We start from the raw sequence: 16369 nt of genomic DNA on the forward strand, positions 1-16369 counted from the left end.
CGGCTCCTCCTCATCGCTGCGCTCTGCATCGGTCACCGGACTAGGTCGCGTCGGTGTCGAACGGCGCCGGCCCACTGACCGGCTGCGTCGACGGCGGTGGCGTAACCGGTTGCTGCGCAATGTGTTCCGCGGGGCCGCCGATCGGCCGGTCGAACGCCCTGAACAGAGAGTCGTCGCCGTCCAGCAGATGCTTGGTCAGCGCCGCCCGCGGCGTCATGCTGCGCAGCTTCTGCAACTCCGAGAGCGGCTCGCGCAGGTCGTCGAACTCCGGGCCCATGTCCTCGCGCAGTTGGGTCGTCATGCCGCTGAGGTAGTCGCGGGCCTGCCGCAGTGCGGTGGACGTCCACCGGATCGCGCCGGGCAGGCGTTCGGGGCCGAGCACCACCAGGCCGACCACGATGAGGACCAGGATCTCACCCCAGCCGACATTGGCGAACACTAGCCGCCGTCCGGCCCCGGGGTCACGGTGAGCGTGACGTGGCGACCGTCGCGGACCACCTCGACCGGCGCCGGCTGCCCAACGGTCAACTGCCGCACGGCAACTACGAACTCGTCGGCGTCGGCGACTCCGCGGTTGCCGACCTTGACCACCACGTCGTTCTCCTTGATCCCACCCTTTTCGGCGGGGCCGCCGGCCTTGACGTTGGCGACCTGTGCGCCCTTGGCGATGGCGTTGCTCACCGACCGGGCGCTCAGGCCCAGTGTCGGGTGGACGATCTTGCCGTCCTTGATCAGCGTCTGCGCAACGACTTTCGCCTCATCGATCGGGATCGCGAAGCCCAGCCCGCTGGCGCTGTCGGACAGCGACTTGCCGGCGGTGTTGATGCCGATCACCTGAGAGTCCATGTCGATCAACGGGCCACCGGAGTTTCCGTGGTTGATCGACGCGTCGGTCTGAATTCCGTCGATCACGGTGTCGGTGTCAGAACCCTCCCCCGACAACGGAATCGGGCGATGCAGCGCGCTGACGATGCCGTGTGTGACGGTGCTGCGCAGACCCAGCGGCGCACCGGCGGCCAGCACTTCGTCGCCGACCCGCACCTTGTCGGAGTCACCCAGTTTCGCAACCGAGAGGTTGTTGACATTGTCGACCTTGAGCACCGCCAGGTCGGTCTTGGGGTCGCGGCCGACCAGGTTGGCGGGAACTTCCTTGCCGTCGTTGAACACCACGGTGGTCTTGAACTGGCTCGGGTTGTTGGCCGCTTCGGAGATCACGTGGTTGTTGGTGACGATGTATCCGCGTCCGTCGACCACGAAGCCCGAACCCTGCATGCCCTCCTGGTCGCTGACCGACTGGATCGTGACCACTGAATCCGCCACTGCCGCTGCAACTTTGGCGAAGCGACCGGCAGGTGACTCGCTGTTGTGATTCGTCGAGAGGGTCACCTTGGAGGTGGTGAACGCCTCGACGACCTCGGCCGTCTTGCGTCCGACCACACCGCCGACCAAACCGATCAGCAAGGCGAGAACCGCGAGCACCAACAACGCCAGGTATGAGACCCGGCCGCCGAACAGCACGTCACGCACCCCGAGCACGTCGCGGACGGCTTCGGAGCGCTGGGTTGACGGCATAACCGCGGGCTCACCCAGCGCCGCGGCGGCGCCCGGGTCACGCCAGGGGTCTTCGGGATCCTCGAGTTCGTACTTTGCTTTGCCGTCGTCGAGTGCGCCGGCGTCGGCTGGGTGGCGCTGCAGCGACTCGACTCCCGGGAAGGGACGACCGAACGCCTCGGTCAGAACCGGGTCGGCGGGCTGAGTGTGGGGGGTGAACTCTGCGGAGTCGCGGAACTTCGACGGACGCACCCGGTCGGCGACGAACGAGCCCTGCACGCCGTCGGGGCGGCCGAAGGCCTGTCGTGATGCGGCGTCGACCGGCGGACGGGACACGGGACGCGGCGCCAGCCGAGGGGCGCCGTTGTTGTCTTGATCGGAGCTCACGTCATCCTCTTCCGAGCGCTAAACACACGAGCGCTATGGATTCGAGCACGGCGCCGCGCACCGGCTTGGGCAAACTGGTAACCACCCTACCGAGGCTCTGGGCGATCGCGCCTGCTGCCGTCGGAGAATCGATCGCGCATCGTGGGCGGTTCCCCACGGTGCGGCGGCGGGCCGCTGTTGCCTCGTGTGCCGGGGTCGCGCTGCCCGGATTCCGTTTCGTCCTCGGGCGCGCAGTGCGGGATCTGGGACAGCAATCCCAGCAGCGCGTTGGGGACCCGGATCGGGTGTGAGTCGCGCAGTGCGGCGCGGGCCCGCCGGTGGCCGTCTACTTCGGCGGCGCACTCCGGGCACAGCGAGATGTGGTGCGCGGCGCGCAGGTGCGCGTTCATCCGCAACTCGCCGTCGACGAACGCGGAGATGGCCTCGATCGACAGATGCTCGGTGGAGCCGAATTGCCGGGGCGCGCCCACCGGCGCATCGCTCTGCGAGGCGAACTGGGTGGGTAGCCAGGAGAAGGCTCGGCGGAACACGTGTCCCCGCTCGACCATCACCAGCTCCTCTCGGTATCGCGTCAGGTGTCGCGGCACTACCTCGAATGTAGCGCGCCGACCGATACCGAACACCAATGAACAGCCGTTGAGGCTGCGTGTCTTTTAGCTCTCAGCAGCCACGGAGCTGTCCGAGTGCGCGGCCAGATAGTCGCGCAGCGCTTGGCGCCCGCGGTGGATCCGGCTACGCACGGTTCCCAGCTTGACGCCCAGCGTGGCGCCGATTTCCTCGTAAGACAGCCCTTCGATGTCACACAGGACGACCGCGGCACGGAATTCCGGCGGTAGCGAGTCCAGCGCCGCCTGCAGGTCAGGACCCAGCCGCGCGTCGTGGTAGATCTCTTCCGGGTTGGGCTCGTCGGCCGGCACCCGGTCGTAGTCGTCGGGCAGCGCTTCCATCCGCACACGGCCGCGACGCCGCACCATGTCCAGAAACAGGTTGGTGGTGATGCGGTGCAGCCAGCCTTCGAAGGTGCCCGGTTGGTAGTTCTGCACCGAACGGAACACTCGAATGAAGGTTTCCTGGGTCAAGTCTTCGGCGTCGTGCTGATTGCCGGAGAGGCGGTAGGCCAGCCGGTAGACTCGGTCGGCGTGCTGGCGAACCAGCTCGTCCCACGACGGCATCGCCGTCTTGTCGCCGGTCGCGTCGAACACCGCGGTGCCGTACGGCTCGTCGGCGGGCTCGACCCAGTCAGCGTCGCGGTACTGCTCGGGGTGCGACATGCTGGACGGGCTCATCAGGGTGGTGATGTTGAAATCCTCCGGGTTCAGACTGCCGTCGAAACTAGGCAATTCATCACCGCGCGCAACGCGAAATTTGCGGGATGTATTCCCGGACCAGCGGCCTCCACGCTCCATGGGAGATACCGTCGTCCATCGGCGTGTGTGCGGTATGTGATCGCACTGAGCTTTGGCTAAGAACTGCTCCGGCACCCGCGTTGCGCTGCGCATATCGATCACATCACGTTTCGATCACACCGATTCGTTGAGCGTGTCGCGGGCCCGCCTGAGCGCCCCGGGCGGCCGTTGGACTTACGCTCACGCCATGGCCACGACCGACCACACGCCCGGCCCGCCGGCGAAGAGTCTGGCCGAGTCCCTCTCGGAGCACGCCGAAGGTTCGATTTCCGAAGACGCCGTGCTGCAGGCCGCCCGCGACCGCGCCGCCGACATCGGCGCCGGCGCCATCACACCGGCCGTTGGGGCGCTGCTCAGCCTGCTGGCCAAGCTCAGCGGCGGTAAGGCCGTCGTCGAGGTAGGCACCGGCGCCGGGGTGAGCGGCCTGTGGTTGATCTCCGGCATGAGCGACGACGGCGTGCTGACCACGATCGACATCGAGCCCGAGCACCAGCGGATCGCCAAAGAGGCGTTCGCCGACGGCGGCATCGGCCCGTCGCGGACCCGGTTGATCAGCGGCCGCGCCCAGGAAGTCCTGACCCGGCTGGCCGACGACTCCTACGACCTGGTGTTCATCGACGCCGACCCGCTCGACCAGCCCGACTACGTGGTCGAGGGGGTGCGACTGCTGCGTTCGGGCGGCGTGATCGTCGTGCACGGGGCGGCGGCAGGCGGACGGGCCGGCGACCCGGCAGCCCACGACGCCGAGGTGGCCGCGGTGCGCGAGGCGGCACGGCTGATCGCCGAGAACGAGCTGCTCACCCCGGCATTGGTGCCGCTCGGCAACGGCCTGCTGGCCGCCGTGCGCGACTAGGTTCGCAACCCCTCTCAGAAATTGGAGACGCATTCGTGCGGGATGGATGCTTGACGTTCGCCTGAACGAGTGTTTAGTCTTCTGAACATGCGTTCAGCTGACGATCTCACCGCGGTGGCCCGGATCCGCGACGCGGCGATCCAGCGGTTCGGTGAGCAGGGTTTTGGGGTCGGCCTGCGATCGATCGCCGAGGCCGCCGGCGTGAGCGCGGCACTCGTGATCCACCACTTCGGATCCAAGGACAGGTTGCGTAAGGCCTGCGACGACTACGTTGCCGAGGAGATCCGCAGCACCAAGTCCGAGGCGATGAACTCCAGCGACCCGGCGACCTGGTTCGCGCAGTTGGCCGAGATCGAGGAATTCGCACCGATCACGGCCTACCTGGTGCGCAGCATGCAAGACGGCGGCGAGCTAGCGAAGACGTTCTTTCGCACGATGATTGACAACACCGCGGGCTATCTGGACGAGGGCGTCCGCAGCGGGCTCTTGAAGCCCAGCCGGGATCCGGCGGCCCGGGCCAAGTACATGGCGATCACCGGCGGCGGTGGCTTCTTTCTCTATATCCAAATGCATGAGACCCCAACCGATCTGCGGACCGTGCTGCGCGACTACGCCAACGACATGATGTTGCCGGCGCTCGAGCTGTACACCAACGGTCTGATGACCGACAGCCACATGTACGACGCATTTCTGGCTCAAGCCGAAGAAGGAGATGGTGATGCACCCGATTGAGATTCACGACCTGACAAAGGCTTTCGGCAAGGCCCGGGCGCTGGACGGCCTGGAGCTGACCGTGCGCGAGGGCGAAGTGCACGGCTTTCTCGGGCCCAACGGCGCCGGGAAGTCGACCACGATCCGGATCCTGCTGGGCGTGGTCAAAGCCGACGGCGGCACCGTGCGCCTCCTCGGTGCCGACCCCTGGGCCGACGCCGTCGACCTGCACCGCCACCTCGCCTATGTGCCGGGCGACGTCACGCTGTGGCCCAACCTGACCGGTGGCGAGACCATCGACCTGTTGGCCCGTATGCGCGGCGGCATCGACGAGAAGCGGCGCGCCGAGCTGATCGAGCGCTTCGAACTCGACCCGCACAAGAAGGCCCGCACCTACTCCAAGGGCAATCGGCAGAAGGTCTCGCTGATCTCGGCCTTCTCGTCGCGGGCCCGGCTGCTGCTGCTCGACGAGCCGAGCAGCGGGCTGGACCCGTTGATGGAGAACATCTTTCAGCAGTGTGTCGCCGAGGCCCGCGATCGCGGCGCCACGGTGCTGCTGTCGAGCCACATCCTGGCCGAGACCGAGCGGCTGTGCCAGCGCGTGACGATCATCCGCGCCGGCCGGACGGTCGAAAGCGGAACCCTGGAATCGATGCGACACCTCAGCCGCACGACCATCACCGCCGACTTGCTGCGCGACCCGGGCGACCTCACCCACATCCGCGGTGTCGAGGACGTCAGCTACGACGGGACCGTGCTGCACGCCCATGTCGACGGCGAGGGCCTGCGTGAGCTCATCCGGGTACTCGGTCACACCGGCGTGCGCAGCCTGGTCAGCCAGCCGCCCACGCTCGAAGAACTCTTCATGCGGCACTACGGCGCCGACGGTCAGCGTGAATTGGCGCGCTCATGACCACCACGCTGGAACGACCGCCCGCGCCGGCGCCGGCACACCGCTCGTCGTTCACCGGCACTCTCGGGATGCAACGGCTCTATCTTCGCCGCGACCGAATCGTGTTGCCGCTCTGGGTGTTACTGCTGTCGATGCCGCTGGCCACCGTGTACGTCGGCAGCATCGAAAAGGTCTACCCCGACCAGGCGGCCCGGGCCGGCTTCGCCGCGATGATCATGGCCAGCCCGGCCCAGCGGGCGCTGTACGGAAACATCTACAACGACAGCCTCGGCGCGACCGGCATCTGGAAGGCCGGCATGTTCCATCTGCTGATCGGCGTGGCGGTGATCCTCACTGTCATCCGGCACACCCGTGCCGACGAGGAAACCGGCCGCGCCGAACTGATCGATTCGACCGTGGTGGGCCGCTATGCGAGCCTCACCGCCGCCCTGCTGCTGTCGTTCGGGGCATCGCTGCTCACCGGCGTGATCGGGGCAGCGGGCCTACTCGGCACCAACGTTCCCGCGGCCGGGTCGCTGGCCTTCGGCGCCGCGCTGGCCTGCTCGGGCTTGGTGTTCACCGCGGTAGCCGCTGTGGCAGCACAGCTTTCGACGAGCGCGCGATTCTCGCGCGGGGCCGCCTTCGCCGCTCTGGCCGCCGCTTTCACGCTGCGCGCCGCCGGCGACGCCGGGTCCGGAGCGCTGTCGTGGTTCTCGCCGCTGGGCTGGTCACTGCAGGTTCGTCCGTACGCCGGCGACCGGTGGTGGGTGCTGCTGCTACACCTCGCGACTACGGCGCTACTGACCGCGCTGGCCTACCGACTGCTCGCCGGGCGCGACGTCGGTGCGGGCCTGATCGCCGAGCGACCCGGTCCTGGCGGCGCAACGGCGTTGCTGCGCAACGCTTTCGGTTTGTCCTGGCGATTGGACCGCGGCGCGCTGCTGCTGTGGGCCGTCGGGCTCTGCCTGTACGGGCTGCTGATCGGCAGCATCGTGCACGGCATCGGCGACGAACTCGGTGGCAACACCGCGCGTGACATCGTCGTCCGGATGGGCGGCAGCCAGGTCGTGGAGGAGGCGTTCGTCGCCGCGGCGTTCGGCATGCTGGGCATGATGGCAGCCGCGTTCGCCGTCTCGCTGACGCTGCGACTCCATCAGGAAGAAGCCGGTCAACGCGCCGAGACGCTGTTGAGCGGATCGGTGAGCCGAAGCCGTTGGCTGACCGGGCATCTGGTGCTCGCGCTGGCCGGCTCGGCGCTGGCGATCGTGCTCGCCGGCGCGGTCGCCGGGCTGACCTACGGCATCGCCGCCCACGACGTCGGCGGGAAGCTGCTGATGGTCGTGGGCACCGCCCTGGTCCAGTTGCCGGCGGTGTGGCTGCCCGCCGCGGTGGCCGTCGCGCTGTTCGGGTTGGCGCCTCGACTCAGTCCGCTGTCTTGGGGCGTGCTGGTCGGGTTCGTCGCGCTGTATCTGATCGGAGAGCTGGCGGGCCTTCCGCAGTGGGTGCTCGACCTGGAGCCGTTCGCCCACATCCCGTCGGTGTACGGGCATGCCTTCACCGCGGTTCCTCTGGTCTCGCTGTTGGCGATCGACGCCGGGTTGATCGCCGTGGGATTGGCGGCTTTCCGCCGCCGGGATGTGCAAGCGTAATGGAAGTCACGATGAAAACTGTTGTCAAAGGCCTGCTTTCGGCCACGCTCGGCCTGACCGCTTTCGGGTTGCTGCTGTTCGTGCCGGCCGGCACCACGCACTACTGGCAGGGCTGGGTGTTCCTCGCGGTGTTCGCGCTGTCCACCTGGATCCCCACGGTGTATCTGCTACGCACGAACCCGGCCGCACTCGAACGGCGGATGCAGGTTGGGCCAAAAGCGGAAACCCGGCCGCTGCAAAGGATTCTCATCACCGTCATCTTCATCGCGTTTCCGGCGACATTCGTCGTCAGCGCCCTGGACTGGCGCTACGGATGGTCGATGGTACCGGTGCCGGTGTCGGTGATCGGCGACGTGCTGGTCGCGATCGGGCTCGCGGTGGCGATGCTGGTGATCATCCAAAACGGCTACGCGGCAGCCAATGTCCGTGTCGAGGAAGGCCAGACGCTGGCCTCGACCGGCCTGTACGGGTTGGTGCGCCATCCGATGTACACCGGAAACGTGGCGCTGCTGCTCGGCGTCCCGCTGGCCCTCGGCTCGTACTGGGGATTGTTCCTGCTGGCTCTCGGCGTACCGGTGCTGGTGCTGCGTATTCGCGACGAGGAAGAGCTACTGACCGAGGAACTCAGTGGGTATCGCGAGTACACCGAGCGAGTGCGCTACCGGTTGCTGCCTTACGTGTGGTGACGCGTCGCGGAGCTAAATCCAGATGCCCTTGCCCACGGCGACCACGCCGCCGGCGCTGATCGCGAAGCGCTCACGGTCCTTCTCCAGATCGACCCCGACCATTTCGCCGGGCCCGATCACGACGTTCTTGTCCAGGATGGCGTGCCGGACCACGGCGCCGCGGCCGACCCGCGCGCCCGGCATGATCACGCTGCCCTCCACGATCGCGCCGTCGTCGACCACGACGTTCGACGACAGCACCGAGTTGCGCACCGACGCGGCCGAGATGATGCTGCCCGCGCCCACGACCGACTCCTGGGCCGAGCCGCCGTTGACGAATTTGGCCGGCGCCAGGTTCTCCGAAGCGCCCAGGATCGGCCAGCGCCGGTTGTAGAGGTTGAACACCGGATGCACCGACACCAGGTCCATGTGGGCGTCGTAGAACGCGTCTAGCGTCCCGACGTCGCGCCAGTAACCGCGGTCGCGGTCGGTGGCACCCGGCACGTCGTTGTCGTTGAAGTCGTAGACGGCGGCCCGGCCGTCGGCGACGAGCCGCGGGATGATGTCGCCGCCCATGTCGTGATCGGAGTGATCCTCGTCGGCGTCGGCGCGGATCGCGTCGATGAGCACCTTGGTGGTGAAAATGTAGTTGCCCATCGAGACGTACGTGGCGTCCGGATCGTCGGGAGTGCCCGGCGGATCGGCGGGCTTCTCGATGAAGCCGCGGATGCGCCCGAACTCGTCGGCGTCGATGCAGCCGAACGCGCTCGCCTCCGCGCGCGGCACCCGGATGCCGGCCACCGTCGCGCCGGCCCCGCTCTCCACGTGGAAGCGGAGCATCTGCTCGGGGTCCATCCGGTAGACGTGGTCGGCGCCGAAAACCACGATGTAGTCGGGATCCTCGTCGTAGATCAGGTTGAGCGACTGATAGATCGCGTCAGCCGAACCGGTGTACCAGCGCGGACCGAGTCGCTGCTGAGCAGGGACCGGCGTGATGTACTCACCCGCCAGGCCCGACAGCCGCCAGTTCTGCGAGATATGACGGTCCAGTGAATGCGACTTGTACTGCGTGAGAACGCAGATCCTCAGATAGCGGGCGTTCACGAGGTTGGACAACACGAAGTCGATCAAGCGATACGCACCGCCGAAGGGAACGGCCGGCTTGGCCCGGTCGGCGGTCAACGGGTACAGCCGCTTACCCTCACCCCCGGCCAGGACAATGCCCAGCACGTGCGGCGCTTCCCTCATGCGTCAAACCTAACGGCCGTCGTGAACCCCTGCCAGATCAAACCCAGGAATACCCACGCTGAGGGACTGTCCATCAACCAATTTGGATCGTTGCGACGAGACGGTACTCACATGTCGGCGAGGGGTCGGCCCCTGCGGTGTTCGGTGGCGACTACTACGGTGCCGGATATGCGCGTGGCGATGATGACTCGGGAGTATCCGCCGGAGGTCTACGGCGGAGCCGGGGTACACGTGACCCAGCTCGTCGCGCACCTACGCAACCTGTGCCGCGTCGACGTGCACTGCCAGGGCGCGCCGCGACCCGCGGCGTTCGCCTATCAGCCCGACCCCCAACTCCGCGGAGCGAACCCGGCGATGTCGACGCTGTCGACCGATCTGGCGATGGCCAGTGCCGCCGCGGACGCCAACGTCGTCCACTCCCACACCTGGTACGCCGGGATGGCCGGGCATCTGGCGTCGCTGCTGCACGGCGTGCCGCACGTACTGACGGCGCACTCGCTGGAGCCGCTGCGGCCATGGAAGGCCGAGCAACTCGGCGGCGGCTACCGGATCTCGTCCTGGGTCGAGCACACCGCGGTCAACGCCGCCGATGCGGTGATCGCCGTCAGCTCGGGCATGCGGGACGACGTCTTGCGCGTGTACCCGACGGTCGATCCGGGCCGAGTTCACGTCGTACGCAACGGAATCGACACCGACGTCTGGTATCCCGTCGAGCCGGCCGCGGGTGCGTCGGTGCTGACCGACCTCGGCGTCGATCGCAGCCGACCGATCGTCGCGTTCGTCGGGCGGATCACCCGGCAGAAGGGCGTCTCGCACCTGCTAGCCGCGGCCCACCAATTCGATCCGGGCGTGCAGTTGGTGCTGTGCGCGGGGGCGCCCGACACACCGGAAATCGCCGCCGAAGTGCGCCAGGGAGTCGCCGCGCTGGCCGATGCGCGCTCCGGGGTGTTCTGGGTCCGGGAAATGTTGCCGATCGCCAAGATTCGCGAAATACTCTCGGCGGCAGCGGTTTTCGTCTGCCCGTCGGTGTACGAGCCGCTGGGGATCGTGAACCTCGAGGCGATGGCATGTGGTACGGCGGTGGTCGCGTCCGACGTCGGCGGCATACCCGAGGTGGTCGATGACGGGGTGACGGGTTCGCTGGTGCACTACGACGCGGGTGATGCGGCGGGCTACCAGAGCCGGATCGCGCAGGCGGTCAACGCGGTGGTCGCCGACCGGCAACTCGCGGAGCGCTACGGCCATGCGGGACGGCAGCGCTGCATCGCGGAGTTCTCCTGGGCGCAGATCGCACAGCAGACCTTCGAGATCTACCAGAAAGTGTGCACATAACGCCGGGCGTCACGTGCAAGTGATGCGGCGGGCTGCTAGCTCGTGACGCCTTTGAGTTCGTCGCCCAGTGCAGCGGCTTCATCTGGTGTCAGCTCGACGACGAGTCGGCCACCGCCTTCTAGCGGTACCCGCATCACGATGCCGCGCCCCTCCTTCGTCGCTTCCAGTGGACCGTCACCGGTCCGGGGCTTCATCGCCGCCATCGAGCGCTCCCTCCGAATTCGAGCTGGCCCGTCAACTGCACATTCACCACTCCATTGTTCCCTATCCGCGTGGATTGCTGAACATGACCTCCGGCTCGGCGTTTCAGGCAGCCGTCGGAGGCACCCAGCATGACCGCACGTGATCATCGACCATCCCGGTCGCCTGCATCAGTGCGTAGGCGGTTGTGGGGCCGACGAAGCGGAACCCCCGGCGCTTCAATTCGCGTGCCATTGCGGTGGATTCCGGCGTAACGGCCGGGACGTCGGACAGCGTCGCGGGCCGGACTCGACGCGCTGGAGCGAATGACCACAGCAACTCCGACAAGTCGCCTACCTCCGCGACGGCGCGGGCGTTGGCGATTGTCGCCTCGATCTTGGCCCGGTTGCGGACGATGCCTTCGTCGGCCATCAGTCGGGCCACGTCTTTGTCGGTGAACCGCGCGACCTTCTCGGGCTTGAAACCGGCGAACGCCTTCCGGAAATTGTCCCGTTTCCGCAGGATGATCAGCCAGGACAGGCCGCTCTGGAAAGCCTCCAGGCTCATCCGCTCGAACAGCGGGATCTGGCCGCGCAGCGGCCGACCCCATTCGTTGTCGTGGTAGTCGAGGTAGAGCTGGAAGTCGGCGCTGCCGGGCTTGCCGACCGCCCAGTCGCACCGGATCAGGCCGTCGTCACTCATGGTCACCGTCGTCCGCGTCTTGGGGCGCTGCGTCGGTGGCGGCCGCGGCATGCACGGACGACAGCTGGCCGCGCAGCAGGTCGAGCTCTTGGCCGAGCCTTTCCAGCACCCAGTCCACCTCGCTGGTCTTGTATCCGCGCAGCGTCTGGGTGAACTTCACCGCCTCGACGTCGGAGCGGGTGACACCGGAGGCCGGCAGCACCGTCGGCGTGGTCCCGCGGGGCAGCGGCGGCAGCGGCTCGCCGCGGCCGAACAGCAGGCTGGCCACGCCGAACAGCACGATCGCGATCAGGACCAAGACCACCACGTACAGCAACACCAACGCCACGGCACCGATATTGCCCTATGGGTCCGACGACGGAGTGCAGACCTGTTAGCGGCGGGGTCGACCGGGCCTATCGGTGGCGACCCGCCACGCTGTTCATCGGCGGCCGGTCGGCCAGCGACACCGCCGAGGTGCGCGGCGTATATCCGTCACCGTCGACGAAGAACTGGGTCAGCCCGACGCCGGAGTCGGGGATGCCGCAGCGCGACAGCAGCGTCGCGACGACCTGCCGGCTCATCGGACCCAGCTCGGCCAGCGGACGGTTGCGGTGTGCCCGCACGCCGAGGTTGACCTGGGCGATGGCGTCGAGCCCCAACCGGTCGTAGGTGTCGACCAGCAGGCCGATCTCGACGCCGTAACCGGGCGCGAACGGCACCGATGTCAGTAGCTCGCGAGTGGCCGCGTATTCGCCGCCCAGCGGTTGCAATACGCAGCCCAGCTCGGGGCGCAGCGCCGCCAGCAGCGGACGCGCGACCAGTTCGGTGACCCGGCCGCCGCCGGTGGCGCCCTCGCGGCCGCTGGGAGCGTCCCCGATGTTCAAAGGCCGCCGATAAAAGCTCTTGACGAGGTGAATGCCGTCCTCGGTGAGCAGCGGGCCCAGCAGCCCCGGCACGAACATCGGGTGCGGCTCGATCAGGTCCGAATCGACGAAGACGACGATGTCCCCGCTGGTGGCCGCCAGCGAACGCCACAACACCTCGCCCTTGCCCGGCCGGGGCGCGATCTCGGGCAACGCCTGCTCGCGGGTGACGACGCGGGCTCCGGCGGCGATCGCCCGGATCTCGGTGTCGTCGGTGGATCCCGAATCGAGCACGATCAGCTCGTCGACGAGCCCGCCGACCAGCGGTGAGATGCTCTCGATCACCGATTCGACGGTGTCTTCCTCGTTGAGGGCGGGCAGCACCACGGAAACGGTTCGGCCGGCCTTGGCCAGTTCCAGCTCCTCGACCGTCCACTGCGGACGGGTCCAGCTCCGGTCGGCCAGCCAGATGTCGCCGGGCGCCGCCGCGAGCGCTCCCTCGGCGGCGAGATCGACCAGCTCAGATGCCGTCATGCCAGTCCTCTCACCGTGCGCGCCGGCGGGCGTTGCCCGTGTATCGACGCCACCATCTCCAACACCCGTCGGGTGGGCCCGACCTCGTGCACCCGGAACATCCGGGCCCCCGCCGCAGCGGCCAGCGCGGTCGCGGCCAGAGTTCCCTCCAGCCGTTCGGTCAGCTCCACCCCAAGAGTCTCCCCGACGAAATCTTTGTTGCTCAACGCCATCAACACCGGCCACCCGGTGTTAACGACATCTTCCATGTGCCGCAACAGCGCCAACCCGTGGAAGGTGTTCTTGCCGAAATCGTGCGTCGGGTCGATCAGAATGCGATCGCGAGCCACCCCGGCGGCGACAGCCCGCTGCGCCGCCGCGCTGACCTCACCGATCACGTCGTCGACCACCCCGCGGGTGCTGGTTCCGTAGCTGACCCGGAACGGACGTGTCCGCGGCCGCGCACCGCCGGTGTGCGAACACACCAGTCCGGCGCCGAATTCGGCCGCTACCTCGGGCATCGCGGGATCATAGCCGCCCCAGCTGTCGTTGATCAGATCCGCGCCCGCCCGGCACGCGAGCCGGGCCACCTCCGACCGCCAGGTGTCGATGCTGACCAGTTGGTCGGGATAGGCGTCGCGCAGCCACTCGATGAACGGCACCACGCGGGCGATTTCGGCCTGCGCGTCGATGCGCTCCCCCGGGCCCGCCTTCACGCCGCCGACATCGACCACGTCGGCGCCCTCGGCGATGAAGCGGTGCACGGCCGCCCGGGCGGCGTCGTCGGCGAAGTTGGCGCCGCGGTCGTAAAACGAGTCCGGGGTGCGGTTGACGATTGCCATGATCAGCGCGCGCTGGCCGCTCACCGGGCGACCGCACAGGGTGGACTGCACTAGACCATGGTGCCTGCTGGCATCAACGAGCGCTCAGCAGCCTCACGCGCCGCCGTGATATCGCATGCGATCACGATTTCAAAGAAGAGTGGCACCCAGGAGAAGGTGCTCGAGTGACTTCTGGTGCCTAGCCCTGCGGCCGCTTGCCGCCCGCGACATCGTCGGGATAGTCGGGGTAAAACGGCACATAGCCCTCGTCGCGGCCGGCCAGCACGTACAGCGGGTCCTCGACGTCGGCGCCGTAGCCCTGCTCGCGCAGGTCGACCTTGCGGCTCTTGAACGTGGTGGTGTGTTCCATCGAATCCACCAGTCGCACGAACAGCGGCATGGCGTACGCCGGCAATTCCTTGTAGACGGTCTCGGCCATGGCCTTGCCGTCGAAGTCGCTGCCCTCGCGCAGCTTGACCGCCGCCATTCCGGCGCGGCCACCGGTGCGGGGGATCTCCACACCGAAGACGGTGCATTCCTCGACGGCCTTGTTGGACGCCAGCGCCCGCTCCACCTCGGTGGTGGCGACGTTTTCGCCCTTCCACCGGAAGGTGTCGCCGAGGCGGTCGACGAACGCGGCGTGGCCCATGCCCTGCGGGCTCATCACGTCGCCGGTGTTGAACCAGCAATCCCCATCGCGGAAAGCGTTGCGCACCAACTTCTTTTCGCTCGCGCTCGGGTCGGTGTAACCGTCGAACGGCTGCAGCCGGGTGACCGGGCTGAGCAGCAGACCGGGTTGACCGGTGGGCACCCGCTGCACGCGACCGTCGGCGCCGCGCAGCGGCGCGCCGGTGTCGGTGTCGTACTGCACGTAGGCCGTCGGCATCGGCGCACACCCGGCCGACTTCGGCACGTTGAACATGTTGATAAAGGCCGTGTTTCCCTCGCTGGCGGCGTAGAACTCACACACCCGGGCGATGCTGAACCGCGAGGTGAACTCGTCCCAGATCTCCGGCCGTAGCCCGTTGCCGGCGATCAGCCGCACCTTGTGCGACCGGTCGGTCGGCTTTTCCGGTTGGTTGAGCAGGTAGCGGCAGATCTCGCCGATGTAGATGAAAGCCGTTGCTTCACTGGCGATTACCTCGTCCCAGAACCGCGACGCCGAGAACGACTTGCCCAGCGCCAAGGTCCCGCCCGCATTGATCACCGATCCGACCGCGACGGTCAAAGCGTTGTTGTGGTACAGCGGAAGACAGCTGTACAGGGTGTCAGAACCCTTGAGCCGCAAGCCAAGTCCGCCGAATGCGGCCAGCGCCGCCAGCCATCGCTTGTGGGTCATCACGCTGGCCTTCGGGTGGCCGGTGGTGCCCGACGTGAAGATGTAGAACGCAGTGTCCTTGGCCAGCACGGCCGACGCCGACGGCGGGTTGGTGGTCGGCGCGGTGGCCGCCAGCCGCTCCATCTCCTCGATGGTGGTCGGTTCGATCTCCAGGCCGCCGCACTCGTCCACCGCTTCGATGAGATCGGCTTCGGCGACAAGCACTTTGGCGTTCAGCAGGCCCAGGCTGTGGGCCAGCACGTCACCACGCTGATGGTAGTTGAGCATCCCGGCGATCGCACCGCACTTGACCACGGCCAACATCATCAGCACCGCGTTGGGCGAGTTGCGCAGCATGACGCCGACGACGTCGCCGCGGCCGACGCCGCGAGCCGCCAGCACGGCCGCGTAGCGGTTGACGGTTTCATTGGCCTCGCGGTAGGACAGCTGCTGGTCGCCGAACCGGAGGAACACCTTGTCGCCCAACTTGGCGGCCCGGTCCTGGAACACCTTGCCGATCGACGTCTTGGACGTCGGCCGCGCCAGCAGCCCGGTAACCACCCCGCGGACGATCACTGGGGTGTCGGCCAGCAGACTCGGGAGCTGGGTTGCGATGTCGAGCAGCCCGACCGACTTGTGGGCACCCGAGTTGTGTTCCGGCATGGCGGCCAGCCTAGCGATGCGCAGCAAATGCCCTCAGCGGGGTGTGCAGGCCGCCACGGCCGCCGCGACCTTGTCGACGACCGCCAGCCGATCCATCGCGATCTGCGACACGTATCCGGAGTCGACGAGCCCGGCCAACCACGCGAGCAGGACGTCGTAATGGCCACCGGGATCCAGCATCACCAGCGGCTTGTCGTGTACGCCGAGGTACCCCCCGGTCCAGGCCTCGAAGAACTCCTCGAGCGTGCCGATGCCACCGGGCAACGTGATGAACGCGTCGGCGCGGTCCTCCATGATCTGTTTGCGCTCGCGCATGGTGTCGGTGACGATCAGCTCGTCGGCGTCGTGGTCGGCGACCTCGCGCCGGACCAGCATCTTGGGAATGACACCGACGGTCCAGCCGCCACGTGCGCGGGCGGCGGTGGCCAGCGCGCCCATCGCCGAGACATTGCCGCCACCCCAGACCAGGGTCCAGCCGCGGTCGGCGATCGCCTCGCCGAGTTCGGCGGCCAGCGCCAGCAACTCCGGATGCGTGGGCCCGGAGGCGCAGTACACGCAGACCGCCCATGGACGAGACACACACGAAACGTAGACCACCCTTGCCGCCAAGCGCATTTGGGCCTAACCGCATGC

At 67.7% G+C, this 16369-nt stretch carries 18 protein-coding genes; 6 read left to right on the forward strand and 12 right to left on the reverse strand.

Annotated features, from left to right (window positions below; genetic code table 11):
- Nucleotides 1-40 precede the first annotated feature (40 nt).
- From tatB to sigE, 4 genes are all read right to left on the reverse strand, one after another.
- Complete coding sequence (tatB, locus tag A5658_RS15810) at nt 41-439, reverse strand: Sec-independent protein translocase protein TatB (protein WP_067336893.1); 399 nt, start codon at nt 437-439, stop codon at nt 41-43.
- Entirely contained in the window at nt 439-1938 is a 1500-nt protein-coding gene (locus A5658_RS15815) for a S1C family serine protease (RefSeq protein WP_067336896.1), read from the reverse strand. The genes tatB and A5658_RS15815 overlap by 1 nt, the downstream gene beginning before the upstream one ends.
- A gap of 86 nt (nt 1939-2024) precedes the next feature.
- On the reverse strand, nt 2025-2486 hold the full coding sequence (gene rseA / locus A5658_RS15820) for an anti-sigma E factor RseA (RefSeq protein ID WP_082993204.1): 462 nt from the start codon (nt 2484-2486) through the stop codon (nt 2025-2027).
- Nucleotides 2487-2591: 105 nt separating this feature from the next.
- Nucleotides 2592-3344: an RNA polymerase sigma factor SigE gene (gene sigE / locus A5658_RS15825; RefSeq protein ID WP_067336899.1), complete on the reverse strand. Its 753-nt coding sequence runs from the start codon at nt 3342-3344 to the stop codon at nt 2592-2594.
- Nucleotides 3345-3531: 187 nt separating this feature from the next.
- Here sigE and A5658_RS15830 point away from each other — a divergent pair, with 187 nt between their 5' ends.
- The 5 genes from A5658_RS15830 (at nt 3532) to A5658_RS15850 (ending at nt 8135) form a co-directional block, all read left to right on the forward strand.
- The gene (locus tag A5658_RS15830; RefSeq protein WP_067337013.1) at nt 3532-4197 is read left to right on the forward strand and encodes an O-methyltransferase; all 666 of its coding nucleotides are present in this window, start codon (nt 3532-3534) and stop codon (nt 4195-4197) included.
- Nucleotides 4198-4284: 87 nt separating this feature from the next.
- The gene (locus tag A5658_RS15835; RefSeq protein WP_067336902.1) at nt 4285-4929 is read left to right on the forward strand and encodes a TetR/AcrR family transcriptional regulator; all 645 of its coding nucleotides are present in this window, start codon (nt 4285-4287) and stop codon (nt 4927-4929) included.
- Complete coding sequence (locus A5658_RS15840; RefSeq protein WP_067337016.1) at nt 4916-5821, forward strand: ABC transporter ATP-binding protein; 906 nt, start codon at nt 4916-4918, stop codon at nt 5819-5821. The genes A5658_RS15835 and A5658_RS15840 overlap by 14 nt, the downstream gene beginning before the upstream one ends.
- On the forward strand, nt 5818-7449 hold the full coding sequence (locus A5658_RS15845) for an ABC transporter permease (RefSeq protein ID WP_197503138.1): 1632 nt from the start codon (nt 5818-5820) through the stop codon (nt 7447-7449). Before A5658_RS15840 ends, A5658_RS15845 begins: the two co-directional genes overlap by 4 nt.
- Before the next feature lie 11 nt (nt 7450-7460).
- Nucleotides 7461-8135, forward strand: coding sequence for an isoprenylcysteine carboxylmethyltransferase family protein (locus A5658_RS15850; RefSeq protein ID WP_067337024.1), 675 nt, complete (start codon nt 7461-7463; stop codon nt 8133-8135).
- A 12-nt stretch (nt 8136-8147) separates the two neighbouring features.
- Here A5658_RS15850 and glgC read toward each other — a convergent pair whose 3' ends face one another.
- A complete protein-coding gene (gene glgC / locus A5658_RS15855) occupies nt 8148-9362 on the reverse strand; it encodes a glucose-1-phosphate adenylyltransferase (protein ID WP_067336906.1) in 1215 nt (404 codons plus the stop codon).
- A 168-nt stretch (nt 9363-9530) separates the two neighbouring features.
- Here glgC and glgA point away from each other — a divergent pair, with 168 nt between their 5' ends.
- Nucleotides 9531-10694 carry a glycogen synthase gene (glgA, locus tag A5658_RS15860; protein WP_067336909.1) on the forward strand — a complete coding sequence of 388 codons (1164 nt, stop codon included), beginning with the start codon at nt 9531-9533 and terminating at the stop codon, nt 10692-10694.
- A 35-nt stretch (nt 10695-10729) separates the two neighbouring features.
- Here glgA and A5658_RS15865 read toward each other — a convergent pair whose 3' ends face one another.
- The 7 genes from A5658_RS15865 to A5658_RS15895 form a co-directional block, all read right to left on the reverse strand.
- Entirely contained in the window at nt 10730-10897 is a 168-nt protein-coding gene (locus tag A5658_RS15865; RefSeq protein ID WP_003406247.1) for a DUF3117 domain-containing protein, read from the reverse strand.
- A 103-nt stretch (nt 10898-11000) separates the two neighbouring features.
- Complete coding sequence (locus A5658_RS15870; RefSeq protein ID WP_067336913.1) at nt 11001-11576, reverse strand: DNA-3-methyladenine glycosylase I; 576 nt, start codon at nt 11574-11576, stop codon at nt 11001-11003.
- Nucleotides 11569-11904, reverse strand: coding sequence for a DivIVA domain-containing protein (locus A5658_RS15875; RefSeq protein ID WP_067336917.1), 336 nt, complete (start codon nt 11902-11904; stop codon nt 11569-11571). The genes A5658_RS15870 and A5658_RS15875 overlap by 8 nt, the downstream gene beginning before the upstream one ends.
- Nucleotides 11905-11971: 67 nt before the next feature.
- Nucleotides 11972-12955, reverse strand: coding sequence for a glucosyl-3-phosphoglycerate synthase (locus A5658_RS15880; RefSeq protein ID WP_067336920.1), 984 nt, complete (start codon nt 12953-12955; stop codon nt 11972-11974).
- Nucleotides 12952-13776: a dihydropteroate synthase gene (gene folP / locus A5658_RS15885; RefSeq protein WP_156751496.1), complete on the reverse strand. Its 825-nt coding sequence runs from the start codon at nt 13774-13776 to the stop codon at nt 12952-12954. The genes A5658_RS15880 and folP overlap by 4 nt, the downstream gene beginning before the upstream one ends.
- A gap of 178 nt (nt 13777-13954) precedes the next feature.
- Nucleotides 13955-15736: a long-chain-acyl-CoA synthetase FadD6 gene (gene fadD6, locus A5658_RS15890; RefSeq protein WP_067336927.1), complete on the reverse strand. Its 1782-nt coding sequence runs from the start codon at nt 15734-15736 to the stop codon at nt 13955-13957.
- Nucleotides 15737-15769: 33 nt separating this feature from the next.
- Nucleotides 15770-16315, reverse strand: coding sequence for a TIGR00730 family Rossman fold protein (locus A5658_RS15895; protein ID WP_231997339.1), 546 nt, complete (start codon nt 16313-16315; stop codon nt 15770-15772).
- Nucleotides 16316-16369: the final 54 nt, after the last annotated feature.

Origin of the sequence: Mycobacterium sp. 1245111.1 (assembly GCF_001673405.1) — a bacterium.
Lineage (GTDB): Bacteria > Actinomycetota > Actinomycetes > Mycobacteriales > Mycobacteriaceae > Mycobacterium.